Annotated in this window: 14 protein-coding genes and 1 pseudogene; 7 read left to right on the top strand and 8 right to left on the bottom strand. The window is 65.5% G+C overall.

Annotation, left to right across the window (positions count from 1 at the left end):
- Positions 1-49 precede the first annotated feature (49 nt).
- A complete protein-coding gene (locus tag AC1DSC_RS15835; protein WP_015865963.1) occupies positions 50-1,066 on the top strand; it encodes an amidohydrolase family protein in 1,017 nt (338 codons plus the stop codon).
- A 45-nt stretch (positions 1,067-1,111) separates the two neighbouring features.
- Positions 1,112-2,083 (top strand): Bug family tripartite tricarboxylate transporter substrate binding protein, encoded by a 972-nt coding sequence (locus tag AC1DSC_RS15830; RefSeq protein WP_015865964.1) that lies wholly within the window; start codon positions 1,112-1,114, stop codon positions 2,081-2,083.
- Between the two features lie 202 nt (positions 2,084-2,285).
- Here the strand turns inward: AC1DSC_RS15830 and AC1DSC_RS15825 are convergent, their stop codons facing one another.
- A complete protein-coding gene (locus tag AC1DSC_RS15825; protein ID WP_015865965.1) occupies positions 2,286-2,858 on the bottom strand; it encodes a helix-turn-helix domain-containing protein in 573 nt (190 codons plus the stop codon).
- 188 nt (positions 2,859-3,046) lie between these two features.
- Here AC1DSC_RS15825 and AC1DSC_RS15820 point away from each other — a divergent pair, with 188 nt between their 5' ends.
- The gene (locus AC1DSC_RS15820) at positions 3,047-3,376 is read left to right on the top strand and encodes a helix-turn-helix domain-containing protein (RefSeq protein WP_027730014.1); all 330 of its coding nucleotides are present in this window, start codon (positions 3,047-3,049) and stop codon (positions 3,374-3,376) included.
- Between the two features lie 866 nt (positions 3,377-4,242).
- Here AC1DSC_RS15820 and AC1DSC_RS15815 read toward each other — a convergent pair.
- Entirely contained in the window at positions 4,243-4,449 is a 207-nt protein-coding gene (locus AC1DSC_RS15815; RefSeq protein WP_015865967.1) for a hypothetical protein, read from the bottom strand.
- Positions 4,450-4,511: 62 nt separating this feature from the next.
- Here AC1DSC_RS15815 and AC1DSC_RS15810 point away from each other — a divergent pair, with 62 nt between their 5' ends.
- Positions 4,512-4,859, top strand: coding sequence for a helix-turn-helix domain-containing protein (locus tag AC1DSC_RS15810; protein WP_018907113.1), 348 nt, complete (start codon positions 4,512-4,514; stop codon positions 4,857-4,859).
- 217 nt (positions 4,860-5,076) lie between these two features.
- Here the strand turns inward: AC1DSC_RS15810 and AC1DSC_RS15805 are convergent, their stop codons facing one another.
- Positions 5,077-6,447, bottom strand: coding sequence for a HipA domain-containing protein (locus AC1DSC_RS15805; protein WP_015865969.1), 1,371 nt, complete (start codon positions 6,445-6,447; stop codon positions 5,077-5,079).
- Positions 6,434-6,760 carry a helix-turn-helix domain-containing protein gene (locus AC1DSC_RS15800; protein WP_015865970.1) on the bottom strand — a complete coding sequence of 109 codons (327 nt, stop codon included), beginning with the start codon at positions 6,758-6,760 and terminating at the stop codon, positions 6,434-6,436. Before AC1DSC_RS15800 ends, AC1DSC_RS15805 begins: the two co-directional genes overlap by 14 nt.
- 417 nt (positions 6,761-7,177) lie before the next feature.
- Here AC1DSC_RS15800 and AC1DSC_RS15795 point away from each other — a divergent pair, with 417 nt between their 5' ends.
- From AC1DSC_RS15795 to AC1DSC_RS15785, 3 genes are read left to right on the top strand one after another with little or no spacing between them, the layout of a single operon-like run.
- Positions 7,178-7,867: a hypothetical protein gene (locus AC1DSC_RS15795; RefSeq protein WP_015865971.1), complete on the top strand. Its 690-nt coding sequence runs from the start codon at positions 7,178-7,180 to the stop codon at positions 7,865-7,867.
- Positions 7,864-8,592 (top strand): hypothetical protein, encoded by a 729-nt coding sequence (locus AC1DSC_RS15790; protein ID WP_028254104.1) that lies wholly within the window; start codon positions 7,864-7,866, stop codon positions 8,590-8,592. Before AC1DSC_RS15795 ends, AC1DSC_RS15790 begins: the two co-directional genes overlap by 4 nt.
- A complete protein-coding gene (locus AC1DSC_RS15785) occupies positions 8,589-9,227 on the top strand; it encodes an RES family NAD+ phosphorylase (protein WP_015865973.1) in 639 nt (212 codons plus the stop codon). Before AC1DSC_RS15790 ends, AC1DSC_RS15785 begins: the two co-directional genes overlap by 4 nt.
- Before the next feature lie 107 nt (positions 9,228-9,334).
- Here the strand turns inward: AC1DSC_RS15785 and AC1DSC_RS15780 are convergent.
- The 4 genes and pseudogenes from AC1DSC_RS15780 to AC1DSC_RS15765 form a co-directional block, all read right to left on the bottom strand.
- Positions 9,335-9,466 (bottom strand): annotated as a pseudogene (locus AC1DSC_RS15780) (ESPR domain-containing protein); the annotation flags it as partial.
- 219 nt (positions 9,467-9,685) lie between these two features.
- Positions 9,686-10,576, bottom strand: a complete 891-nt coding sequence (locus AC1DSC_RS15775; RefSeq protein WP_230537976.1) for a response regulator transcription factor — start codon at positions 10,574-10,576, stop codon at positions 9,686-9,688.
- A 2-nt stretch (positions 10,577-10,578) separates the two neighbouring features.
- Complete coding sequence (locus AC1DSC_RS15770) at positions 10,579-17,817, bottom strand: Ig-like domain-containing protein (RefSeq protein WP_015865975.1); 7,239 nt, start codon at positions 17,815-17,817, stop codon at positions 10,579-10,581.
- 2 nt (positions 17,818-17,819) lie between these two features.
- A complete protein-coding gene (locus AC1DSC_RS15765; protein ID WP_015865976.1) occupies positions 17,820-25,124 on the bottom strand; it encodes a DUF11 domain-containing protein in 7,305 nt (2,434 codons plus the stop codon).
- Positions 25,125-25,277: the final 153 nt, after the last annotated feature.

The following is a 25,277-nucleotide window of genomic DNA, read 5'->3' as shown; positions in this document are numbered from 1 at the left end:
GCATGAAGAACCTGATGCCGACCCATGGCGTCGACCAACGAAAGCAAGAATGCGAAAGATCGACAGCTATGCACACATCCTGCCGAAGGCCTACTTCGACAGGATGGCCGAGATCGCCAAGGATCAAGGCGCGATCAAGCGATGGCTGACCATTCCGGTCCTCCATGACCTCGACGCGCGGCTGAAGATGATGGAGGACTTTCCTGGCTATCAGCAAGTCCTGACGCTTTCCAATCCTCCCATCGAGCTGATCGCCGGACCGCAGACCTCGCCCGAGATGGCGCGCCTGGCGAACGACGAGATGGCAAAGATCCGCGATGCGCATCCGGACAAGTTCCCCGCGTTTGTCGCATCCCTTCCCATGAACAACGTGCCGGCAGCGCTCGAGGAGATGGAGCGCGCCATCGCGGTCCTCGGCGCACGCGGCATCCAGGTATTCACCAACGTCAATGGACGGCCGCTGGACGATCCGGAGTTCTGGCCCATCTTCGAGGCGGCCAGCAAGACGTACGACGTTCCGGTGTGGATGCATCCGGCCCGCGGCGCGTCCATGCCGGACTATGCGAGCGAAGAGAAGTCGAAGTACGAGATCTGGTGGACCTTCGGTTGGCCCTATGAAACGAGCGCGGCGATGTCGCGCATGGTTTTCTCGGGCTTCTTCGAACGCCTTCCAGAGCTGAAAGTCATCACGCACCACATGGGCGCCATGATTCCGTACTTCGACGGACGCGTCGGCCCGGGACTCGACCAGTTCGGCTCCCGGACATCGGGCGAAGACTACGAGGGGCTGCTCAAGCGCATGAAGAAGCGCCCCATCGATTTTTTCAAGATGTTCTATGTCGACACGGCGTTGGCAGGCGGCAAGTCGGGGATTCGTTGCGGATTGGACTTCTTCGATCCGAAGCAGGTGGTCTTTGCAACCGATTGCCCCTTCGATCCGGAAGGGGGACCGATGTTCCTGAGGACCATCCCCCAGGCGATCGACGAACTGGATCTTCCACAGGACGTACAGGATGGCATCTATTTCGGCAACGCCCTTCGCTTGCTGAAGATGAATTGCTGTTGAGACGGCGCTCGCAAGGCCGAGCCTCAAATCATCCGGAGACAAACAATGAACAAGAGAATCTTCCTGCGAGCGATCGCAACCGCTGCGCTGTGTGCTGGAAGCATCCCGGCCATCGCGGACAACTATCCCTCGCGGCCCGTGAAAATCATCGTGCCGTACGTGGCGGGCGGCACGGTCGATCTGGTGGCCCGGGTGCTGGCCCAGAAGCTGGGGGACCAGATGGGCCAGCCGTTCATCGTGGACAACCGCCCTGGTGCCAGCGGATCCATCGGAAGCGACATCGCCTCCAAGGCACCGCCCGACGGCTACACGCTCCTGCTTCAATCGCCGACGCTTGTCGCAAGCCCTTTTCTCATGAAGAAGACGCCCTACAACGTGAAGACCGATTTCACGGCGATTTCTCTGCTGGGGTCGGTGCCGATGGTGGTCGTGGCAAACCCGGGTGTGCCGGGCAAGAATCTGCAAGAGTTCCTCGCGGCGGCCCGCCGCGAGCCGTCGAAGTATGCGTTTGGAACTTCGGCCATCGGATCTCCGATGCACCTGGCGCAGGAGGCAATCAAGCGAGACGGCAAGCTCGACGTGCCCATCGTCATCTACAAGGGCACGGGCAGTGCACTCAACGATGTCTTGGGAGGACAGATCAGCGTGATCATCGACGCGATCCCGTCTTCTGCTCCCAACATCGCGGCTGGCAAGCTCAAGCCCCTCGCCGTCACCACGCGCGAACGCCTGCCCTCCATGCCCAATGTGCCGACGGTCGCGGAATCCGGCTTTGCCGGCTTCGAAATGGTCACCTGGTATGGGCTGTGGGCGCCGCCCAAGCTGCCTGCAGCGATCCTTGAGCGGCTTTCGGCGGAGGTTGCCACGGCCATGCGCTCTGCGTTCGTGGCCGAACGCCTCGGGCCGCAGGGCTTTGTGCCCTCCCCGGGTACTCCGGCCGAATTTTCCGCTTACATCGACAAGGAAGCGGCCACCTACGAGCGCATCGTGAAGGATGCCAAGATTCAGATCGACTGACCGTCAGACATCAGAATGGAAGGCAGATGATCGCTTGCGACGTCAATACCGCCCTACCTGCTGAGCATTGACCAGCTCGGCATGCCGAACACCGAGAGAACGCTATGGACAGAGAGGCGAATTCGGCATGCAGAGAATTCGGGGGGGGACCATCGAATGGGCATGCGTTGCCCCGCTGCGCGGCAATGCCGCCAAAAACAGCCTACTCGCGCAGCGTGAAAACCACCGACAGGTACGACACCGGCCCGCTCTGAATCGCTTCGATGCCGTGCAGCGCGGTCGCTTCGAACAGCAGCGAATCCCCCGCCCCCACCGCCACCGACTTGCCACCGTAGCGGTACATGACTTCCCCGGACAGGAAGTACAGGAACTTCAGGCCCGGATGCTGGAAGGTCACGTAGGGATCGGCGCCGGGCAGCAGCGTGACCAGGTAGGGCTCGACGAAGAGGTTGCCCGACAGCAGGTGGCCCAGCAACTCGTAGCGGTAGTCGGAGACCGCACCGATCCGATCGACGACAACGCCCCGCCCCGCACGCACATGGCAGAAGTCCGTCCGCCGCGCCTGATCGCCGAAGAAGCGCGGCGCCGACACGCCCAAACCTTTCGAGAGACGCTCCAGGGTCTCCACCGAAGGCGAGACCAGGCCCCGCTCGATGCGTGACAACATCGAGGCCGAAATCCCCGAGGCCTTCGCCAGCGCCCCACCGGATACATCAGCCGCCATGCGCAGCGCCCGCACCTGCGCCCCGATGCGCGCCGCGGACAGGCTGCGCACGACAGGTGATGGTTGCCGCGGCGGGGCGCGCGTCACCGAGACCGGAAGTCGCAGAGGCCGGGCGCTAGGTAGGAGGGGATGCAATTGCTCGATGGGGCATACAGAGACCTGCCTGAAGCGGAACGCGCAGGTCCTGGTCCTACGAAAAACGTAGATACGCGAAAAGTCGGACTTACGACTATCGTAGAGTGCCTCCCAACCCATCTCCTCGCTCTGTCTTCGGTGCTCGCTTGAGACTTGCGAGATTGGCGGCAGGTTTGCCGCAAGACAAGCTTGGCGTTAAGGCGGGACTGGATGATGGCACCGCCAGTGCACGCATTTCTCGGTACGAGAGCGGGGTCCATGAGCCAAACATTTCTTTCGCGCATCGGCTGGCAGACGAGCTTGGCGTTCCGGCCCCCTACTTTTATGCCGCGGATGACGAGCTCGCCAAGCTCATCCTGTGGTTCGGTCAGTTGAACGCCAAACAGCGCAAGTCACTGCTCGAATTCGCAAGTCATATCAAATCATCTTCGTAGATGGCGGCTGCGGCATATCCATCACACGGATCGCGGTTGTCGGTACGCGAGCGAGACGTCCCGACGTGCATTGCAGGAGGCCTGGCTTCGAGGCTCCGCGTGCGCTCCCGAAAGGGTCAAGCACACCTTTGATCGGCTCGCAGCTCAACAGCCCGTTGCCACAAGCCGTCTTCGCTGTTTCGCAAAGGGCCGTCGCCTCGATCGAGGTATCGCTGTTGTCGGCGATCGATCGGAAAGAAGGCCTGACCTCAAGCACGCCTCACCGCACGCAGGCGCATGCCTTTCCGATCCGAGGGTGGCTTATTGCAAGACGGCCGGTATCGTCTCACGGGACTCCTGCACAGACTTCACGCGGGCTTCACTTGCGCCGCGCACACTGGCTTTCGACAGCGGTTCGGCGCTGGTAGAGGCAAGGGGAAGAAAGAAATGGCTCAGGGAAACGCCTCGATGCCGATACCGCTGTCACCCTTCAAATGGCGATCTGGCCAATACGGGCGTTCACGAAAGCGAAATGATGCAGAGGCACCGTGTTGAGCATTGGCTTGCGCGCGACAGCGCATGCGCAGTCGGGGTAACAGAGATGAGCAGCAGCGGCAGAATCTCCTCATGTTCACAAACCAGGAGTGGACCGACGAAGCATCGAATGCGATGGCGATCGCGTGGCGCAGGAAAGCGCTCGAGGGAGGGCTTCACGCACGCGGGATGGTCCACGAATTCGAAACTGAATTTCGAAGACATGCCGGTGCGCCACATGTCAACGATCCGTTGCGAAATACCCCCATGCGAGCACCGGCAGCGCGAATCCAATCCACGACGTGAGTGCCTGCCTCGCCGCATTGGGACCCTCCTCAGGCCCTTGAGCCAAGTCACGATTCGACGCGCCAGTGTTTGGGCCAATCATCAAAGCTTTCCAGCGGAACCGAGTTGCGCAGAAGGGTGTACATCGGCTCTTCGGGAAAGTCGTTCAATCGAACGACGAGCGCTTCGCCGTCCGCGTCGGTCGCCCGAAAAGGGAATTCCGCGTCACCGGTCTTCGTCCACGAGATCGGGGTCTCCAGATGGCTGGCCGTCATTTCTTGATTCCGAACTTGTTGTTGTACTCCGCGCTGGTCCTCGATGCTCCCTCGATGATCGAGTGGTAGACATCATCGCCTTGCAGGCCCTGCGATTGGTACTTCTGTACTTCCTGCTGAAAAGTAGGGCCATCCGGCGATCCGTATTTTTGGAGATCTCTCAGGCGCAGCCCTTCCACCTCGGCCGGATCCTCGACCCAGCGCTGTTGGCGCTTGGGACCGCCATCAAGGCATTGCGCAAGACGCATGGCATTTCACAAGAAGAACTTGCGCATCGCAGCCACATCGATCGCTCTTACATGAGCAGCATCGAAAGGGGGATGCAAAACCCTGGCGTGATGACCGTTGTACAGATCGCCGCCGGCCTCGGCGTGTCCGTGGCCGAGTTGGCGGCCAAGGCACGACTCTGAGCGCTTAGGTCGTATTTCTCATCGTCAGTCTCGGGGCGCCGCGCAGGATGCAACCGACTATTCCCCAGAACGGGGCCCGGCATCTCGGGAACCTCAACGAGCCCGACGCCAGAGTAGATCGTCTTGCCAATCTTGAGCACCGGCGCCATCAGGCTTCAGCGCGTCCTGGTGTACTTCTTCATGGCCGTGAATGGCATACCCGATGGCGCCGCACCCGCTAGAAGTGCTCGGCGGTGAAGGCACTGGCGCCGGCCGCCAGCTCCACCAACGTTTGGCTGCGCCGCTGCACCAGTTCGCATATCGGGTGCAGAAAGTCACGCTCCTCTTCGGTGTACACCGGGGCGGAAAGAAGTTCGGGTGCTCTCTTCATCGCACGGGACAGCCGCTCGGTCTCCCGGTGCAACAGCTTTTGATCGATGCCGCATAGGTGGGCGAAATGCGCAAGCTCCATCGCGTTGAGTTCTTCCCATCCGAAGGCATCGCCGAAGGACATTGCGAAGCTTTGGTCGAGTTCCGGATATTGAGCCACGCTCACGACGTCATACCACGGCGCGGGCTCAAGCATGGTTCGGTCGACGAAGAATGAAAAGTTCTTTCCATGCGCATCGGAGTTGCCGACCGCCAGCTGGAACAGTGCCCAACGCAACATCTCCAACCGCGCCACCGCCGGGCGGCGCATGAGAGCGGCAAGACCAAAAAGTCGCGGCAGACTCATCCCATCGCGATATGGTGCGAGGGCGGGGGAATTGCCCAGATGGCGCTCATATTTGGAATCCACCGAAAGATCGGCAGCCTGGCAGGCGTCGATGACGTGCAGCTTTGTCACCCAATCGTGGTTTTCTTCGGCGCGCCATTGCCGGTCGAACCGGGCGACGACCAGAACCGGAACCCTCAGCCGCATGATGGCAACACGGGCCACCTGAGCGCCATACGCCCCTGCGAGCGTCATGCAGTAGTGCTCGTTGGCCACGAGGTGAGGTGTACGTGGGCCGGCCGGCTGCGGCTTGAGAATAAAAGTCGAGGCCAGTGGCGGCTCCGGCAGCCACATGCTGGCCTCTGTGTCATGGACGAGGTCGTGCGCAGCCCATACGGCCAGCTTGTCCTGATAGCCCGCAATCGACATTCGCACCCGGCCGTCCCACACCGTGAGGCCGCCTTCCTTTGCAGCATCGATACGGCCGCTGAGCTCCTCTCGCGACAGAAAGCGTTGTTCTCGACGAGCGGCCGCAGCCGGTGGTTGATCGAAGGGCTGGAACTCCAGGGCCCCGGTCGTCTCCCCTCCCATTTCCCGCAGCAGTGCAAATGCGTTGCTCGGTGCGACGTGGAGTTGCTCGAGCGCGGCGCGAAGAGGCGCCCCCTCCGGAAAGAGGTTCACGATGAAGCGTCGGATCGCATGAGAGTCATAGCCGTCCGGTGGCGGCTCCAAGGGAAACGCCGGCGAGAGTTGAAAGGCACCCTGGCGCGCCCATGCGTGGTCATAACGGAACGACCACCGGTCTTCCGCTCTTGAGTAGGCGAGTTCGCCGACCGGGGTGCCACCATCGTGCGTCACGCGCAAGCGATACACGTTGTCCTCAGACCCGCTCATCGTCCGACGCCTTCTGCCTGTCTACAAAACTCTGCAGGTCACTTTTGGGGCCGACCACAAGCCCAAGACCAAGCCCGTCGAGTACCGCCTGCAGCTTGTCCAGCCGGACGGAGCCCGCTCCATTCTCAAGTCGCGAGACCAGGTCGACAGAGACGCCAAAGAGGCTCGCCGCGTCGTCGATGCGAAGTTGTTGCCGCTTTCTGGCTTGACGCACGTACTGCCCAAGGCCGCCCTGCCCGCGCACCAAGATCGGGGGCGATGCAACTGGGTCGGCAGCGCGGATCACCTTCTGCTTGACGCCGGTGGAGTTCATTTCGGAATTTACTAAACACTCGCGTGGATGCGCGTGCTCACCACAATATTTCTGATATTCCGAACTTTAACGCTGCGCCGGGTGTTTTGGAAGAGTATTCACTAAATTCCGAAACTATGACATCTGCCTCAACACGCACAATGTTGTCGACAGTGTGATTGTCGATGGTCCTGGGTTGGGCAAGGTCAGCCGGGAACGGTCGCGCCAAACTCGCGTCAGTTGAGAAAAACGCCCACACTATTTGAGAAGTTCGCTGGATGACCATGCACTGCTCGCAGCGGAACGCCACGGACCTCTGAGAGCGCGCGCCGCTTGGCGGCATTGGCCTTGTATTTTTGCCCGGATGAAACAGACTCCTGGACGAAAACAAATTTGACAAACTTGACAAACTTGAATGATCCGCTAGACTTGCGCTCTATGAGCAATAGAACCGTCCATGAGTTTGCATCGGAGCTTCGAAAGAGTCCCGAAGCGCTTCTTGAGCAATTTCGCTGTGCCGGTGTCGCGAAGTCCGGGCCTGACGATCTGGTGACCGAGGCGGACAAGTACGCGCTGCTGCGTTTTTTGAAGGCCTCCAATGGCGTCGGCGAAGGCGAGCGCAAGAAGATCACCCTGGTCAAGAAGGGGGCTGGCAAGAACGTCAAACCAGATCCGGAAGCGGCGGGTCGGGAGCAAGCTCAAGAATTCATTGAGAAGCTTCATAGAGATCTGCTCGAACGCAGCGTTGAAGTAACCGTGCGCGGCGGTCGGCGAACTTTGCTGATTCGAGAGGACAACGGCGACCTGGCCCTGTTGGCGCCACCCGGCGAGTGCCTGAGCTTCGATCCTCCTCGGAAGATGGTGCTGATCAGCTCGTATCTTTCAGATGTGCTTTCCATCTTGCGGGGAGATCGTCTCGAGTCTGTCGTGACGGTGCCGCGAGCGCTGGGCAAAGTGCTGAGAAGTTATCTGCGCACGATTGCCGATCTCGCTGTCCCGGACTCCCAACGCGGACTGTGCAGTCAGAGCGGACGCATCCGCCAAGCAAATCTGATGGGTGCGGCGAACGATCTCGTTCGCTATGAACACATCTTCCCGGCCTGCGCGGCAACCGTTTCACTGACGTGAATTTGATGCCGCTTGAGCGGCAAAACCCGGCCATGTCTTCAAAAACTTCTTCCAAAGTCAAGTCCTCCTCCCTTCTCGAACCGACCGTGCTACTTGCTGTGACACCTGCGATGCTTCTCGACATTCAACAGACCATGCCTGCCCAAAATTGGGTCGACTGGGGATCTGTGTCGTCGGAATCGCTGGACGTGCACCGCGAACTCGCAAGGTTGCCGAGCCGGGCCAAGAATCTCAAAGTGATGGTCATGAGCGACCATCGGCCACTGGGCCAACCCGTTCGAGCGTCCAGATCCCCAAGCCCTTCGGCTAATGAGGATCTGCTTTCGGCGGACGCCATGGCAACCACGATGAACTGCACCCGCGCCAACGTCTATGAGCGAGAGAAGAAGGGCAACCTCTTTTCAGTGCTTCCGCCTGGGCGCGAGAACGGCCGAAAGTACCCGGCCTTTCAGATTCATCGGGGTGTCGACAGCGGGCTTTTGGTCGCATTGATTGCCCTGTATCGCGATCAGGCGGCGCCGACCAACTTGCTATGGGATTTCTTGCGCTCGGTTCAAGCAGCCTTCGGCGGTGCTACCGGGGTGGAGGTGCTCAAGGGTGAGCATCCGCAGCGATCCGGAGTCGACAAGTCGGTGCTGTCAGCGCTATATGCACTGACGCCCGCTGAACGGCGCAGCTTCGTGATGGACCATGCTTTGGAGGACCTGAATCACGCAACTGCATGAGCATCCAAAATAACGCGACAGTCGCCGCGGTGCCTTGGGAAGGCCGCGTCGTCACAATGATGGGTCTTCCGGTTGGTTCGGAATTCCACCGCGTCTTCCGCCATCCGGATGGCGACTGGAAGGCTCCGCCCGAGAAATACCGCAACGGGCGGATCGACCCTCCGTCGGGGCGCAAGGCGGATTTCTCAATCCTCTATACCGCCGAGAGTCTGCTGACGGCAGCCGTCGAGGCCCGTGCGCTTCGCATTCTGGAAAGCAATGGTCTCGACCTGCCCGATCTGGTCGAGGTTCGCGACCCGGAATTGCCTGCGCGTCATTGGGTCATGTACACGCTGATGGCGCCGGCGCTGTTCGTCAACCTCGAGCATCGTCAAACGGCTCAAGTCTTCGGTCTCGACCCGGACATGGTGCTCGATCGAATCGACGTGTGGCAGCAGGCCAGCGCGGCGGTGTGGGATGCGATCGCGGCAAATCCTCCGCCCGCGATCGCTGAGGTCGCTGGCATCTGCTATCAGAGCAAGCACCGCGCTTCCAATGGCTGGAATTTCGGGTTCTTCCACGGGAGCACACGCAGCTTTTGCGGCGTGGCAAATTCAAGGCCTTTACTTGGCCGCCGCCTTGATGCAAACAGATAGCGAATAGGCCGCGCCTTTGCGCCAGGTCGCATTCGACACGCACATGTCCCGCCTGAAGCGACAGCACCGCATCCGTTGGCCGCCCAGGCGGGCGATGCGCTGCCGAAAACAGCCGTGGCCAGAAGGGCCGCGCCGATCGTGATGCTTGAAGATTTCTTGCGGCGCGCGGTGCACCCCTCGCTGGCCGCAACCCAGGCGCCGAGCGCCTCGTTCCAGATGCTGCGAAATGACTTGTTCACATTTACTCCCTCGTGCTAGATAGACATAGATCGCCGACCACGCTGTGCTGCGTGAGTTGCTCCAAGGACTGAAGCACTGCACTTCGAATCTCCGGCCGATCGCGTTTTCCGAGGCAGAGCGACCGTGCAAGACCTCGAATTGGGCGGAATCTATCGTGGTGAAACGTCGAGGTGAAAAGCGATTGAACGCCTATGTCGGCTAGCCGACATAGGCGATATTCATTTGTTTGCAACTGTGAAAAATGTCCGAGGCCCAGGAGGAGTCGGGGCGATCGATGCGTCCTTTGCCAAACCACCTTCCGCCTCGCGCGAGGCGATGCCGCGACTTTCCCCGGCGGGCCCGTCCAACCGGTATCCCATGCCGTGGACGGCCCGGAGGTCCCAGCCATTGGCCCTGAGATCCAAGACGCGCCGCAAACGAGAAATGCAGACGTCGAGGGTTCGTGACTGCGTGTCTTCGTATTTGTCCCAGACGGTCGAGTACAACCACTCGCGCGTGAGCGTCTGGCCTGCATGGGAGAACAGTTCGAACGCGACGTCGACTTCCGTCGCGCGAAGGTGAACCCTCTCACCCGAAACCTCGACGGCATCGCTCATCAGAGAAAAGCGATAGCAATCCCATGTTGGATCGGATTCGTGCACATGCACACCGAAGCGCCGCATGAACATGCGCGCGACACAGCAGAACTCGACGAATGATGTGGGGCGCACGATCACGTCATTCGCCGCATTCCAGTGCGAGTCCGACAGCACCGGCACTTGATCTCGCGAAGCCAGGCACAGTACCGGCGTCCCACGCCCGACCAGCGCCTTGACCTCCGCGAGCTGCAGGAGGGCCGACTCGGCATCGCCCTCTACAGCCAGGAAGACCATGTCGAATTCCGGCGCAAGCTCGGCAGTGCTCGCGAATGCCTTCGGTTGATGTCCGAGTCGTCGAACGGCTCGGCGTCCGTATTCGCGCGTACGCATCGCCGGGTCGAGCACCGCAATGCGCGCGCCTTCGGATCTCCCCAATCTCATCGATTGCACCGCCGTTCGATGCCACGCTGGCGTGGACCGTGCGTCCGATTCGCTGCCGCCGTCGACGGCTCTTGGCAAGGTATTTCTCATGCTCAGTTCACCTTGACAGTAAAGAGGACCGTGCCCGACGCGCCAGGGTCCAGCGGCCCCGCGAACTTCCAGCTCAGCGCACCCGTTCCACCCTCTGCTTGCGCGGCACTGCAATCCACGGCCGGAGCCGGGGCCGGGTTGGCGGGCGTGTTCTTCTGGCAGCTCGCGAGCGTGGCCGGTGTCGTGTCCGCCTGCGCCGCAATGAAGGCCGTGAATTGCGGTGTCGTGTCGTTGACTGTCAAGCCGCTGATCGGGGTCGTTCCGTTGTTGGTATAGGCGATGCGGTACTCCAGCGTCTCGCCGGGCTTGGCCTGGTTGTTGATGCCGAAGCTGCCGCCGCGTGTCACGTTTCGTACTTCCTTCTTGAGTTCCAGCGCACTGGTCGACACGGTGGTGATGTCGGTCACCGTGTAGGTGGCGTTCAGGCCCGGGCCGGCGTTGGTGTAGACGAAGCTGGCCTGCACGGTGCTGGTGTTGTTATTGCCGCTCATCGCGTTGGCGGGAATGAACTCCTGCATCACGATGCACACGTTCTGTCCCGTGGCCACCGTCACCGGCACGGCCGGCGGGTAGAGCAGCGCCGCGCCGGCCTGCAGCGCGCCGGTGCAGCCGGTGTCGGCAAAGATCTTGCCGCTCCAGCCGCTGATCGCAGGCGTGTCCACGGCATTCGGGATATCGAAGCTCACTTCACCGCCCGTGCGCGCGGTGAAGGTGTGCGGATAGCTCACCGTGCTGCCCGGAAGGCCGTTCTTGGCGCCGTCGGCAGCCAGCGTGTTGCGCTCGACGTCGCCGAAGTTCAGGCCCGCGTGGCCGCTGCTGTTCCAAGTGAAGGCAATGCGATCCGGCGTTCCGTCACGGGTGTAGGTGTAGCCGGTGCCTGCGTTCGCCACGGTCTGGCCGGAAGGCAGCTGGACGGCACCCAGCGAAGCACCGGTGGACATGCGCGAAACCGTGTTGGTCTCTTCCACGCACAGCGCATCGCCCGTACCGATGGTGAAAGGCACGGCCAACGCGTATTTGCCGCTGCCGTCCGTGACGGCGGTCGACAAGGTGGTTGCCGCGCAGTCGGTCAGCCGCATGCTGATGCCGCTCTGCCCGACCTCGCCGCCGTTGATGAGGCCGTCGTTCGCGGTTCCGCCCCCCGTGCCGTTGTCGAGGAACACCCGGCCGGTCACGTTCTTGGGATAGCCGTTCACGAACGTGCAGGTAATGGCCGCGCCAGCGACCATGTTGGCCCCGGGAATGGCCAGCTGATTGCCCGTGAGCGTGCCGAACGTGGCGGCCGGAGTCGCGCTGTTCAAGTCCACGCAGCTGGCGCTCACCGGGCTGGCCGGCCAGCCCTCGGGCGAGGTTTCGCTGATCGTGACACCGGCGCTGGCGGTGCCCGTGATGTTGGCCGCGCCTTCCACGGTGTCGTCACCCACCACCGTGATGCTGTCGCTTGCCGTCGAAAGCCCGCTGAGCGCGAAGCGGAACAGGTTGCTGCCGGTGCCGCCGATGGTGGTCTTGACGATCTGCACCCGTGGATACGGCGGCGTGTAGGTGTTGGTGAAGGTGCACGCAATGTTGCTGCCCGGCGCCGTGGCGGCCGCATCCAGCGTCACCTTGCGGTTCGGCAGGTCAGGCGTTGCCGTGCCGCCCGCGCCCAGGCCGGTACAACTGACGCCGGTCAGTGCGTAGTCGGTGGGCAGCGGGTCTTCGGCAATGATCGTCGCCGTGCTCGGTACCGCCACGGTCTGGATGGCGCCTGCAACCGGCGTGCCGAGCGCGGTGGTGGTGAGGCTCTGCGGTGCCAGTCCGTTGTTTCCGCTGAAGCCGAAGGTTCCGGTCGCGCCCAGGGACACCTTGCGGATGGTCACCGTGGCCGAGGCGGAATTCGTGAACACGCACTGCAGCGACTTGCCCAGCTGCACGCTGGCCGCGGGAATGGTGTAGGTGCGCCCGCTCGCGCCGGTGCCCAGGCTGCCGACCGGCACCCCGGCGTCGGTACAGCTCGCCCCTGTCAAGTGCCAGCCCGGTACCGCGGGTTCGGTGATGCTGATGACCTTGTTGCTCACGCTGGCGCTGAAGGCCTGCACGCCCGCCGCGGCCGTGTTGCCGTCCACCTGCGCCGGCGTGCCGACAGCAAGAGTGCTGACCGTGCCGCTGGCCTGCGTGGTGTTCGTCAGGTTGAAGCCGAAGGGTCCACCGGCGCCGTTGAGCGTGGTTTTCTGCAGATTGATCGTCGCGGGCGCGCACAACGCGCTGGTGGTGGCCTGGGCCAGGAAGCCCTGGGCTCCCGCGCCGCTCTTGATGTGGACGATCACCGTGTTGGAACCGGTCTGCCAGTTGCTCACCAGGTTGGTGGTGGCCGCGGCACCCGCGACAAAGCCGGCGTAGAAGTACGGATTGGTGGGGGCCTGCGGCACGCCCGGAACGCTCTGCAGCACGCCGTTGACATAGATGGCCGCCACCGAGTTGTCGGAATAGAAGTCCAGCTTCAGCGCAAAGGTCGCCGGATTGACCGACGGCGCCATGTTGAAAGTGAAGCGATGGTAGATGTCGACATTGCCGGTATGCGAGCCCGGGTATTGCGACACCCAATTGGCATTGCCGAACGGCGACGCGATCCAACTGGCGGGCGCCTTGTTTCCGACGTACGAGCGCGCCCATGCCGCCACACTGGCCGGACCGCCGGTCGCCGTGCCGATGCCCGATTCCCACACCGGGTCACGCCCGGTGGCCACCGGCGGCCCGACGGGACCGTCGAAGCCGGTATTGAACACCGCTGCGTTCGTCGAGCACATCACCGTCGGCGCAACGGGCGGCGGTGGTGTGCCCGTGTCGAGGGAATTTGTGAAGGTACAGACGATGTTGCTACCGGGCGCGGTGGCTGCCGCATCGAGGGTGAGCACACGCCCGTTGCGCGAGGCCGATCCGCCGGCGCCCAGGCCGGTGCACGAGGCATCGATCAGCGCGTAGCCCGCGGGCGGCGCGCCTTCGGTGATGGTGGTGGCGATATTCGCCGCGGTGAGCGTCTGCACCGCCGTTGCAACCGGCGTACCGGCCACGGTGGTCGTGATGTTCCGCGCCACCAGGCCGTTGCTTCCGGTGAAGCTGAACGTGCCGACCCCTCCGAGCGAGGTCTTGCGGATGGTCACGGTCGGCCGGCTGCCGAAGCGGTAGGGCTGCGGACTCGGCAGGTAGCTGTCTTCACCGACGCTGAAGTTGCCGCTCAGCACAGCGCCGCCGACCGTGACCTGCGTCGTGCTGTAGACCGCGGCCACGGTGCTGGTTGCCCTCACCTGGCACAGGCCTGCCGCCGTGGTGGTGCAGCTGCCGGCCGCGCCGACCGCGCCGCCGTTGAAGGCGACATTCGGCGTGGCGCCGAAGCTCACCACCGTGCCGGCCTGGACCGCGTTGCCGGAGGCATCGCGGATGAACGCTTCGAGCACGTCCTGCGCGGTGCCGTTGGCCAACTGGTTGTCGGTGACGATGCGCACGCCCGACTGCCCGCCGGCCGCGGGGCCGACCACGATGGTGGTCTGTGCGTTGGCGCAGCTCACCGCGCCGCTGGAGAAGCAGCCGGCGCCGGCTGCCGTAACCGGCAGGCCCGCGCCGCTCACGTTGGTGCTGGCGTAGTTGGTCAGCACGGTCCCCGTGTCGACGATCGGCGCGGTCGCGTTCAGGGTGAAGCCGCGCACGCCGGTGGTGGCCGGAATGCCGCCGGCGGGCAGCGTCATGGTGCAGTTGAGCAGCGCACCGGGAGCGCTCGGCAGCGTGCCGCAGCTCACCGACGTGACACCCGTGCCGGGCACCACCGAATTGGCCACCACGCCAGGCGGCAATTGCTCGCTCACCACGAGCGAAGTGCCGGTGGCCACCGGGCCGGTGTTGGCGAAGCTCAGGCCGTAGGTGATGCTGCCGCCGGCTCCGGCGGTCGCCGACGCGGTCTTGTTCACCGCGACGCGCGCGGTGGCCGTGTTGGTGAAGGTACAGGCAATGGCCGCCGCGGGCCGCATCACGCTCGCCGGCAGGGTTGCGGTGTTGCCGTTGAGTATGGCCAGCTGCGTCGCTGGGTTGCCGCTCGTCGCGGCTGCGGAGTCCAGGCAGGACACCGACACCGGGTTGGCCGGCCAGCCCGCGGGCACGCCCGACTCCTGCACGGAGGCCTCGACGCCCGGCGTGCCCACGTGCACCGTGGTGGAGGCCTGCGGCGTGGCCAGCGCGGTCACGGCGATGCTGTCCGTCGGGTTGGTCACGCCGGTCAGCGTGAAGCCGAAGGTGTGGGTGCCGGCGATGTTGGTCTTGGTCTTGCGCAGGGTGATGCGGGGCTCCCCCAGCACCGGCGTGGTCACGCTGCTGATGCAATTGCCCGTCGCGGTGCAGGACGGGTCGCCACCGCCCGTGGCCGTCGCGGTATTGGCCACGCTCGGCGAGGCGCCCGGCAAGGGCGTGACCGGAATGACGAAGGCCGCAGCGCCGCTGGTGGCGGCGAGCCCCGCGGGCACGGTACAGCTCACGACCTGCCCGCTTGCACTGCAGCCGGCGGGCATGGTGCCGAGCGTCAGCGTGGCGGGCACGGTGTCGCTGATCGTCGCGGGAGCGGAGGTTGGTACCGGGCCGATGTTGTTCAGCGTGAGCGTGTAGCTCGACGGCACGCCCACTGCGAAGCTCGCGGCGCCGGCGGTCTTCACCAGCTTGAGCTGCGGCTGCACCGTGTTCGTGAAAGTGCAGTTGATCTCGCTGCCCGGTGCAGTGGCCGCGGCGTTCAGCGCGATGGTGCGCGTGGCCAGGTTCGGCGTGGCACTGCCTCCCGGGCCCATGCCCGTGCAGCTGATGCCGGTCAACGCATAGGGGACCGGCGGCACGCTTTCGGTGATGCTGGTGGCGGTGTTCGCGGCCGTGAGCACCTGTTCCGCCGCCGCGATGGCAACGCCGTCGTCTTCCGTCGTCACGTTGGTGGCGGTGAAGCCGTTGGTACCGGTGAAGGCGAAGCTGTCCGTGCCGCCGATCGACACCTTGCTGACCGTCATCGTCGGCAGCTTGGTGTTGGTGAAGGTACACGCAATGTTGCTGCCGGCTGCCGTGGCGGCTGCATTCAGGGTGACAGAGCGCGAGGTGAGGTTCACCGTGGCCGTGCCGCCCGCGCCCATGCCCGTGCAGGCGATGCCCTTGAGCTTCCAGCCGGCGGGCGGCACGCCTTCGGTGATGGTGGTTGCGGCGCCCACGGTGGTCAGGCCGGATGGATCGCCCTCCTCTGGCACGTTGGCCGCAGAAGTCGTGATGCTTTGCGCCGCGAAGCCGTTGGAGCCGGTGAACGAAAAGCTGTCCGTTCCGCCTTCGCCCAGCTTGCTGACGGTGACGACCACGCGGGTGTTGGTGAAGGTACAGGCGATGTTGGCGCCGTAGTCCGTGGCCGCCGCATTCAGGGTCACCCGCCTCAGCGCCAGGTCATAGGTCGCGGTGCCGCCCGCGGCCATGCCGGTACACGAGATGCTGCGCAGCGCGAAGCCCGCGGGCGGGGCGGACTGCTGCAGGATCGTGTCGCTCCGCGCGACCCCCAATTCCATGGTCGGCCCCGATTCCCCCTCGCCGGCCACCGTCGTGACGATGGGGCTGACAGGCGCCGCGTCGTTGGTGCCGGTGAACGCGAAGGAACCCACCCCGCCGTTGGAGACCACGGTGGTCGTGACGCGGGGCGGCATCAGCGGCGGCGTGAGGTAGGCGAGGACGATGGTGTCGGTTTCATCCACCGCGATGCCGTCGTCGTTGTTCGGGTTCGTATCGTTGGGCACCGTGCAGTAGTGGGGGTTGCCGGACGATGCCGCCTGGACGCAAACCCTGGCGCCATTGACGACCGGGTAGCTGCCGGCCGCCACGGTGGGCTGCGGGAACACCGGGATGTCGAAGTTGGCTTCGCCGCCGTCCGTCATGCCGGGCCCGCTCGAGCCCGCGAGCAGCGTGGGATTGAGCTGGCACGTCACCACCACCGGCGAACCGGCCTTTGCGCAGTTGGCGGGCAAGGTGCCGGTGTTCCATCCGGCGGGAAGAGCCAGCACGGCGGTCGAGTTGTCGGCGGCCGTGGTGCTCCCCGGGCCGAAGTTCTTGGCCGTGAGCCTGACGATGCGTTCCTGCCCGTGGCTGGTCCAGGCATCCGGCGGCACGGCGACCCGCACCTGCAGGTCGGGCCGGCCGGTGATGATGTTCGTGCAGGTGTAGTCCTCCTGCGTTGCGAGCGTGTGCGAGGTGTTGCAGGTACCGGTCCTGACGACGTTTTGGACGCTGACGTTGCTTGGTGCCAGGGCACCGCCGCTGTAGCTGGTGCCTGCCGATGCGTAGGTCTCGTAGGTGTCCTGGTAGCGGGCGGTGTTGTTGGCGACGGTCGGCGGGTAGAAGGGCAGACGGCCCGCGGTCGGGCGCCAGGTGGCGGTGTTCGTGCTGGGGCCGAGCGCCTGGCTCCAGGCGTAGTTGACGAAGCTGATGCGCTGCGAAACGCGCGCATCGGGAAACTCGCTTCGCACGCCGGAGAAGCCGTCGATCAGCTCCCCGCCGCCGAGGTCTTCCAGGCCATTGCAGGTGTTGGTGGCCGAATAGGGGCAAACGGTGCGCGGCGCGCGCAGAGGTCCCGGCACTGCAGAGCCGGGACCGGTGCCGCCGTCGTTCGTCGTGATGCCCAGCGTGTAGCTTGCGCCGCCGGTCGCCGCCACGCGGAACCAGTCGCCTGCCACCACCGTGACCGGTCGGCAGGTGAAGGTGAGCTGCGTCGGATAGATGTTGCCCGATGCGCCATTGAACATGCGGTCGACGCCACCCATCACTGCAATCACCGTGCCGGCCGGACACGCCTGGGGACCGCGCAGCGTCATGCCGTTGATGGGTCGGCCAGCGACGCCACGCTGGGTTGCCGCACCCCAGGTGATGGTCGCGGCGGTCGCGCCCTCGGTGACGGTGAACGGCGAGCAGCGCAGCTCATAGGCCCGCAAACCGCCGGTCAGATTGGCAAAGGTGCCACTGACCGCGGCGCTGTTCAGCCGCTCCCACATCGTCAGGCCGGTCGGGAACCCGCTGACGCAGTAAGTTCTCATGGACAAGCCGTTGCTGGAGCCCACGATCGTGCCGTTGATCAACGTACCGGTCTGCGGCCTGAGCACCTGCTGTGCATGCCCGGAAAGCGGCACGGCCACGAGCCACGCCCCGCACAGGAGCCACCACCATGCCGTGCCCGCCATCGAGCGCAGCGTGTTCTTGAGTCGTTGCATGTTCATTGGCCTGAACTGGTTATTTCTTCTGGGGACGTGGGAAGCAGAGGTTCGCCGCTGCCGGCGACGGATGCCGGCTGCGCTGCAGGCGCGGCAGCCGCAGGTTTCGATGCACCGGCAGCGGCCGATGGGAAGCCCAACCGGGTCTCGTCGAACTTGAAACGCAGCCGGATGTACGCGCCCTTGCTGGTGTATTCGTTGGCCGTCAGGTCGCGGTCGTTGAGGCCCACGAAGTTGTAGCCCGCAGAGATCCACAGGTCCTTCGCCATCTGGTAGCCGACCTCCACGCCCAGGGTCTTCTGCAGCGCGCCGCCCTTGCCGTACAGCAGGCCGGCCTGCACGCCGAAGTCCCAGTCCTTGTTGATGTCCTGGGTGTAGCGCGCCTGCAGCAGATGGGCCCAGTAGCTGCTGGCCAGGAAGCCGTCGTCGACGCGCGAGAGCTTGCCCGCGTAGCGCGCGCTCAGCACGCGGCCGCGCGCCGGGTTGTAGTTGAGGTGCGCCGAGACGATGTCCGCGCTGGTGCTGCCCGGCAGGCTGGCGTTGCCGGATTCGCCGCCGAAGGCGCTGCCCCCGGTCAACGCGCCGGCCGCATTTCCGTGGCCCACGATGCGCTCCGAGCGACGCTCATAGCGCATCAGCGCGTTCCAGGTGTCGTCGTCGACCGGGCGGTACGCCAGGCCGATCTGGTGGCGCTGGAGGTGGCGCTCGTTGCCGCCGCTCGCGCCCTGCCCTTCGCTGTCGCTCACCACGCTGCGCGCCAGCAGGCTCCACGCCGGTGTGATCTTGTAGCCGAACCCGGTGCTGAAGAGACGGGTGTTCGCGTCGTCGCCCTTGCGCCCTTCGAGGATGCCGCTGAGCTTGTAGGTGTCGGTGAGGTACTCGACGCCCGCCGTGACCGCGGTGGATTCACCCAGCCCGGCCGCATAGCCGGTGCCGTTGTTGGCGCTGTTGGCGTAGCCGCCCATCTGGCGCGTGTGCTCGAGGCCGCCGGTCAGGCTGAACCTGTCGGTGAGCTTGAAGGTGTTGCGCACCCCGATGGCGTTCTGGGCGGCACGGCCGTCGATGCTGTCTGCGAGCCGGTATTCGTTGTACAGCCGCCCGCCGTCCATGTAGTTGCTCTCGATGCCGAGGATGCCGACGTTGTTGGACTGCGCGGCATCGAGCTGGGCGGCGCCATACAGGCTGGAGATGAGCTCGTAGCGCGCATAGACGCGCGTCTTGTCCGTGATCGCGTAGTTGCCGCCGACGGCCAGCGTGTGGCGGTCGGAGTTCTTCAGGTCCTGCTCGCCCTCCACGAAGACCTGGGCCAGCGGCACGCCCGGCACCTGGGCCGACAGGCGCGCGCGCACGGTGGTCAGGCTCTCGCTCTCGGCGCTGGCATTGGCCGTCGCGGCGCCGCCGAGCGCGGTCACGCTGCCGGCGCCGACACGGCTGCCCAGATTGCCGTTGTAGGTGGAGATCTCGCCGTAGTCGAAGCCCGAACCCGAGGCCAGGCCGCTGCGGCTCTGGCCGTGGCGCAGGCCGACCTCCGCGACGATGTCGTGGTCCAGCTTCTTGCGCAAGCTCGCGCTCGCGCCCTTGCGGTCGCCTTCCAGCAGCGCATCCTTGCTGTAGAGCACTTCGGCGCGCACCGCCATGTCTTCGTCGATCTTGTACTCGGCGCGGCCGGAGACCTCGGTGCGTCCCGCCGAAAAGCTCGCGCCCGGGTTGTCGAAACCGGTGGTGGTCTTGCTCGCCAGCGCCACCACCGCGAGCTGCTCGGTCTGATGGCGCACTTCGACGCGGGCACCTTCGCCCTTGCCCTTCTCGTCGGAATCGGTGCGCACCACCTCGGCCGCAGCCGTGGTGTTGTCGCCGAGGCGGGCCACGGCCGTCAACGCGCCCAGCCTGCGGCGGTTATCCGGGTTCTGGTCGGTGCTGGCGACCACGCCCAGCTGCAGCCGTTCGCCGACCTTGACCTGCACGTCGGTGCCGGCCACGGTGAACTTGGGCCCGCCGCTGTCGACCTCGTAGGTGACGCGGATCGACTGCGGGTTCAAGTTGGCATCGACGGACGCGACGGCATGCGTGAACAGGATGCGGCGCGTGAGCGGCTCGACCGTGTAGTCCACGAAGCGCGTGGCCGGCGTACGCTGCAGCACGATGTCGGGCTGGTTGCGGTCGCGCACCACCACCTCGATCTGCTCGCTGTTGTCGACGAACTCGCCGCCGGTCGTGCTCAGGTAATAGGGGCCCGACGTGCCGACGGCGCGGAACTCCTCCACCTGCTGTGTCTGCGCGGTGCGCGACGCATAGCTGGTCGCGCGCACGTCCGCGGTCTCGTACACGTGCTTGAGGCCGGTGAGCGCGCGGTTGCTCTGGCTGAGGTTTCGTACCTCCGTGCTGCTGCTGGTCGTGAAGTCGCCGTACAGCAGGTAGGAGCGGTTCTTGTCGATGCGCACGTAGAGCTTCTGCGTGCTCTGCGCATCGAAGCCCTTGACCGACGAGTCGCCATAGATCGGATAGAACTCGTCGGGCCGGATGTCGCGGAACAGCCGGTCCTTACGCGTCTTGTCGGAGTCGAAGGCGGCCGTGAGCAGGTACTCGCCCTTGACGGTGCCCTTGAAGAAGAAGGCGGCGCGGGCGCCCGCGCGGCGGTTCTCGCGCTCGTCCGCGAGGCCCGTCAGTTCGGCTTCGAAGGCCGCGCCGGCCGGCATGGCGCCGAGCGGCACGCTGCCGCGCTGGGTGAAATCGAGCACGCCTTCGACGATGCCCACGCCGAGCATCGGGCGCATCTCGGGCAAGAGCACAAGCCGTGCTTCCTTGACGAAGCTGCCGGCGCTCACGCGCAGGCGCGCATCGCCCGCCTCGCCCGGCGGCAGCAGGCGGAACTCGGCCGCCCCCCCGTCCATGAAGACCTGCGTCCCCGGCTCGGCCGGGTTCAGGTCCTCGTCGAGCCAGCGGCCGCGGTCGACCTCCAGCGTGAGCTGGGTGCGCGCCGTCACCGGCACACCCGCCGCATCGGCCAGCCGCACCTTCACGGTCACGGGCGTGCGCAGGTCGGCATAGGCGGTCTCGGGCAGGTCGATCTGGATCGCGCCGAGCTTGTCGGGCGCGACGATGCCGATCTGTTCGCTGCCGCGCACATTGCCGAAATCGTCCACCGCATCGAGCTGCAGGCGGTTGGTTCCGGGTTGCAGCACCACGCCGATGTATTCCCAGGCACCGATGCTCTTCGATGGCAGCTGCGTCTTCTTGCCGACGCGCCGCTCGTCGATGGCCTGGCCGTTGACGCTGAGCCGCAGCGCCAGGCCGGACTCGCCCTTGACGCGCACGTTGATCGACTGTGCGGGAACGGTGTCGCCGTTCTTCAGGCCGAGGAAGCCGAGCGCGTTGCTTTCGATCTGCGGCAGCAGCACCTCCAGCTCGATGGGACTGGGCACTGCCTCGGGCAGCAGCGGTGCACTGCGCGGCTCCAGCATGGCGGCGGAGGTGTTGACCGGCCGACTCGCAAAGGCGCCGACACCGGTTGCCGCACCGCCTTCGGCAGACACGCCTTTCGCGGCCGCCGGCAAGCCGTTCAGTGCGGCAAAGAGGCTGCCTGCCGGGGTCGACGCCGCCGAAGCCGCCGTCCCCAGCGTGCCGCTCATGCTGCCGGAGGCGGCACCGACGAAGCTGCTGGCATTGGCCGGCGCATCGGGCATGGCGATCAGCGGCGCGGACGACGTCGTGGTCGAGCCCGTGCTGCCGCTCGCCAGCGCCTGGCCGCTCGCGGGCAGCGAGCGCAAGTCGCCCACCGCAACGATCTGCCCTTCCGCATTCAGGCGCATGCGCACCTGGGCTTCGGCTTCGGTGTCCGGAATCGCGGCGATGGCCGCGCGGCGGGCCACCACGTCGTCCAGCGTCGCGCGGTTGTCGCAGTTGCCGATGATGAAGTTGGCCTTGTGGAATTCGCCCTTCTTCAGGTCGACGAAGCGGCTCTCGGGGCGGCCCGCGTTGCGGTTGTCCAGCAATTCGAGGCGGGCACCGGACGGCAGCGTGGTCTGGTCGACGCGCAGCACGTGGGTGACCGGCTTGAGGCCGTAGAGGCTCCACTTGCCCTCCACGTCGGTGACGACGTTGGTGCCGTCCTCCATGAACAGGCGCACGCCGGGCACGCCGATCTCGTCGCTGCCCTCCTGCCTGCCGTCGGCCTTGCAGTCCATGTAGACCTTGCCGAACATGAAGGCCTCGTCCGAGAACACACCCCCGGTGACGCGCACGGTCCAGTTCGCAAGATTCGACTGCAGCGGACCCGAATGGGCACGCGCACGGTTGATCGCATCGCCGTTCGTGGGTGCGCCCACGCCGACCCGCACGCGGTAGCGCACCATGGCCATCTGGTCGATGCCCAGGGTCAGCGTCGGGTAGTTGAACACCAGCTTCGGGCCCGCGCCGCCGACCGGATTGCCGGTGGCCGTACCGTTCAGGCGCGCGCTGTTGCTCACGTAGGCAAAGCCCGGCGGCAGGCTGTCGCTGATCGAGATGCCGGTCACCGGCGTACCCGTCTTGTTGGTCACCGTCAACGCGTAGTCCAGAAAGTCGCCGAACTCGACCTGCCGCTTGCTGCCTTCCTTGCGCAGCACCAGGCCGAGCACATTGCCGGGGTCGAGCGGGATGTGGTTGTGCACCACGTCGCACGCCTCGTTCGAAGCATTGAAGCCGGACGTGACCGAGAAATAGTGCGTCGTCGGCTCGGCCCCCTTGGGCGGCAGCGCACCGGGCACCACCGGACCGCAGCTGCCGAAGGTGCCGGCCGTCACAGGGATCAGCTGCGACGGGAAGACATAGCCGCTGCCTGCCGGCGGCGCCACCTGCAGCGTGTAGGTGCACAGGCCGATGAACGGCGGCGATTGCAGGTAGAACTGATAGCTGCCGTCGGCACCGGTCGTCATCGAGACGCTGCCGTCGGCATTGAACGTGTAGGTGCCCGAGGAGCCGCCGTAGATTTCCGCCGCGTTCATCGGCGTGACCGATCCGCTGCTGCACGACTGCCGCGTGAACGTGACCACCGCGCCCTGGACGGGCTCTCGCGTGACGGCGTTGTAGACCGTGCCGGCCGGATCGGCCAGCAGCGACTGCACCGAATTCGCGGTGGCCGCGACCAGCATCGCGGGCGTGACGTTGATGGTGTTCTGGTCGAAAGCCGCAGCCCATGCCTTGTTGTTGAAGGTCGCGCGGCGGTCCCCTGCGCCAGGCTTCTGCGTGATGCGGACGCTGAAGCTGACCTCCTCGCTCTGGCCGGGCTCGAGGCCGCGGCTGCCGTCGGTGAGGCTGAGCACCGCCTCGGTCGGCAGCCTGAATGCATCGCTGCTGGCCAGGGCCTCGCGGTCGCAGGCCGCGCGCCCGGTGAAGCTTCCCGCGGCGTTGAGCAAGCCGCTGCGAACCTTGGGCGCGTCCACCAGTTCCCACGACGCGACCAGGCCCTCGGGCTTGTCCATGTCGAAGGTGCAGTTCAGGTTGTCGATCACGCGCACGTTCGGCGCCGGCGCGACGCCCGTGTTCGTGACGAGCAGCCGATAGTCGATCTCGTAGACGCCCTGGGCCACGCGCCGCGGCAGCGAAGCGGTCTTGGCGAGCGAGAGCGAGGGCAGCTGCATCGACACCGGCGTGGGCGAGGCGTTGTTGTTGGGATTGCCGTCGCCGTCCGGGTCCGGGCTGGCGCCGTCGACCGAATCGTCGTAGGCCACGGGCGCGCCGCCGGGCGTGAGGGCGCCCTGCGCACGCACGCTGTTGAGAAGCGTGCCGGTGCGGCCGCTGACATTGATGCGAACGTCGAACTGCACGGTGACCTGCGCACCGACAGGCAGCACCGCACCGGGCGCCAGCAGGTTCTGGGCGGCGGCGGTGCCGGTGAAGCCGTTGTTCGCGGCGGCCACGGTCCCGCTCACGCCGTTGCCTTGGTTGCCCGCAATGGCGATCGAGCCTGGCACGACCGTGTACTGGCCGGGACCCGGCACCGCCGCGCCGGTGTAGCTGCCGAACTGGGTCGCGCCGCTGCCTTCGAGCAGGTCGACCGCCTGCACGCCGTAGAGCCACACGGCGCCATAGTTGCGCACGTCGACACTGAAGCGCACGGTGGTGGTCCCGTCGAGCAGGCCGTCGGCGCCGCGGTTCGCACGCGGCACCGATGCGGTCTTGGCCACGCCGATGCGGCTCTGGCTCGTGGTGATGAGCACCGTGTTGGACGGCGACACCACCGGCGCCGTGCCGTCGTTGTAGTGGCCCTGGGCGGTGTTGCGGATGTCGCCGGACTGGTCGGCCTTCACCAGCACCGCGAACTGCATGGCGATCGAGGCGTTGCGCGACACGGCCGTCGGCACGCCAATGGCCACTTCGATCGCGGCCGCGTCGTCGGCGGTGCGGTAGCTGAAGGCCGGATCGCCCGGCAGGCGGAACAGGCGCACGGCGCCCGCGGCCGTGCTTTGCAGTGTGCCTGCGATGTACTGCGTGCCGGCCGGCACGAGGTCGCGCACCAGCACCAGGCTCGCGGGCGCGCCGTTCACCAGCACCGGCGTGCCGGCCGGCGCGGTGGCATTGCCCGGCTGCGCATCGCGGGCGCCGATGTTGGTGCCGGAGATCATGAAATCGATGCGGCTCTGTCCTGGAACGATGACGCCCGGATAGCTCGCGCTCTTGGTGAGGGCAATGACCGCCACGTTGCCGACCGTCACGGTGTCGCGGTTGGTGGCGCTCAGGTTCTGCAGCGCAGTGGTCGCGGTCAGCGCAGCGCAGGCCACGCCGTCCGCGGTGGTCGGGATCGTTCCCTCCACCAGGAGCGAGGCGGTTTCGCCGGGTCGCAGCGCCAGCGCGCCGGGCGCGCCGAGCGGCAGCAGCGGATCGCCCGGATCCACCACGCCGTTGTTGTTGATGTCGCGCACGACGCGCAGCGCCGACAGATCGAGCGTGTCCGCCGGGCAGCCGCCCGCGTTGTTGGCGAAGCCCAATGCATAGCTCGACGGCACGTTGCCGGTGTTGGTGAGCAGGTGATTCAGCGTGACGACAGTGGCCGGCGGCCGGGTGACCGCCTGGTCCTGCGTCAGCACCAGCGCCTCGACCGGCAGCACGTTGGCCACCACACTGTTGGAGCTGGAGGTCTCGGTCTGCGCAAAGCCGGCCGGCACATAGCTGGCCTTGGCCACGTTGCGGATGACGCTGCCGCCGGGTGCGGGTGCTGCATGCACCGCGGCGGACGCCAGGAACAGCGTCAGGAAGAGCGCCGAGAGCAGCGCCAGGCCGATCGCGAGCTTGGCGCCGGCACGGCGCCATCGCTGCGAGCGGCAGCCCATCAATGAGTCAGACAAGAATTGCACTCCGCTTAACCTTTCGGCGCCTGCTTGGGCCGTGAATACCTGGGTCTTTTTCCTCTGCCGCTGCCATGCACGCGTGCGTAAGCGCGCGGCGAGAAAGCAGCAGGGGAAAAAGGCGAAGCGCAGCCGTGA

It is taken from the genome of Variovorax sp. 01N425 (assembly GCF_056399465.1).
Note: the sequence above shows the minus strand (reverse complement) of the source record. Positions and strands in the feature narration are given on the sequence as shown.